Here is a 1,948-nt window from a genome sequence, read left to right as displayed (position 1 = left end):
AGTCGAGTAGAAGGGAGCCTTTCTACCTTACGGTAAATTGTACTCCTCCCCCCTCACAGAACCGTGCTTGCGCTATTAACGCACACGGCTCCTCCAAGTTATCATTTACAGAATGTAGCCAATCTCTTTTCTTAAATCATAGATATTCACTTTGATTCTTGGTGAAGGTAGTGGATATTTATTAAGAAAGAGCCTGAATTTATCCCAAGTAAAGGATTTCCTTTGACTTCTTCTGTTTAGCCATTTAAATAGTAAGCTCACGATTTTCTCTTTAAAGTTGTTAACAGTTTGGGTGTTGTCAGTAATGCAATAATAGTTGTAATAACCTATTAGTGAGCGTTTAAATCTATCCATAATCATATGAATATCTTTATTCCTATTATTCTTGAGCCATTCTTTCGTTTCTTTTAGTTTGCCTTGGACTTTCCTCCTGCTGGTTTTCCGCTTTACTCGAAAATTGCCGTGTTTACTTATCCCACAGTAGTGTGTAAACCCAAGGAAATCAAAGGTATCTGGTTTGCCAGTCCCGTCACGTTTTGCATTCTTCTCCGCAAACCTTCCGAAGGGAATTATTTTAGTTTTATCCTCGGCTATTTCCAGGTTAAATTTCTTTAATCTTGCTTTTAATGAATGGAAGAATTGCTGTGCTTCACTTTTATTCTGAAAACAACAAACAAAATCATCTGCGTATCTTACTATATAAGCTTGACCTTTACATCTTTTCCTAACCACTTTTTCAAACCATAGATCAAGAACGTAATGGAGATAGACATTGGCTAATATCGGAGATATCACTCCACCTTGCGGTGTGCCATTCTCTGTCTTGTATTTCTTACCTTCCTCCATGTATCCACCTTTAAGAAACCTGCTGATTATTCTCAGTAGGTTAGGGTCAGTGATTCGGAGTTTCAAGAATTCCATCATCCATTTGTGGTCAACGTTATCAAAGAAGCCTTTAATATCTACATCGACTACATAACTTACCGCTCTCTTCTCAATATATTGATTCAGTATTTTCAGCGCATCGTGGCAGTTTCTATTTGGACGGAACCCAAATGAACAGTCTAGAAAATCATTTTCATAGATGGCATTTAGTATTTTCGTAATGCCTTTCTGAACAATTTTATCTTCATGTTCCGGTATTCCCAATGGTCTCATCTTGTTTGAGTTGAGCTTTGGGATATACATTCGTCTTACTGGAACAGGACGATAACTTTTGCTTTTAAGTCTACTTACTAAGTCCTCTATATTTTCTTCCAAACTATCACTGTATTGTTCTTTTGTCGTTCCATTAATACCAGTTGCCTTTTTATTAGGCAGTTCATGATGACACTGTGTTAGGGATTGCGCATTTAATAAATGCGCAAGAGATGTGAATTTCATTTTAGGCTCGGATTTTGCTAATTCTGCTATCCTTAGTAGTTTTGTTTCCATTTAATATTCCTACCTCTGCGTGTAGTAAATGTGTCCCTAGTCAGGGTGATAACTGGTAGCTAGCCTTCCCTCCATCGGCATTACCCAACTTCATTGGTACTACGCTGCTATCCGACTCCCTACCATCGGCATTTGGTTTCCTTGCTTGTTATCGCTTGTAGACCATACTCTTCAATAGAAAAGACCGGTAGGGTCTCCCGAGTTGCCATATCATATCAATGTGTAACGTGCCAAGGTCTCTGACTCCAGAGAGGTTTTACCCTTCTTGCCTTTGACGAAGGATAAAATGTAGCTTTCTGCACGCAGGTAAGGCATCAGCCCTCTCGATTTACTAACGATTATGGAGCTCAATCCCTTCAACCATATGGCTTTCGGCCCGTTACCTAACTGTCTACGCTTAAAGACTAAAGTTGCCTTTAGCCCTCCAAGACTCGCTACGAGCGAATGGCTAGTTCTTACTCGGCGGGAATCCCACCCGCTATATGATACGACCTAGGCTCGGCCGCACACCTGC

General features: G+C 39.9%; 1 protein-coding gene. It reads right to left on the bottom strand.

All coding sequences use genetic code 11. The features are described from left to right. Window positions 1–105 precede the first annotated feature (105 nt). Window positions 106–1,434, bottom strand: coding sequence for a group II intron reverse transcriptase/maturase (gene ltrA, locus AB3M96_RS23575; RefSeq protein ID WP_412970051.1), 1,329 nt, complete (start codon window positions 1,432–1,434; stop codon window positions 106–108). Between the last annotated feature and the right edge of the window lie 514 nt (window positions 1,435–1,948).

Source organism: Ferdinandcohnia jepli (genome assembly GCF_047246645.1).
Classification (GTDB): Bacteria; Bacillota; Bacilli; order Bacillales; family Bacillaceae_L; genus Ferdinandcohnia.
Note: the sequence above shows the minus strand (reverse complement) of the source record. Positions and strands in the feature narration are given on the sequence as shown.

Excerpts from the sequence above, each read along its gene's own strand:
- ltrA (WP_412970051.1), bottom strand. The coding sequence starts at position 1,434 with ATGGAAACAAAACTACTAAGGATAGCAGAATTAGCAAAATCCGAGCCT.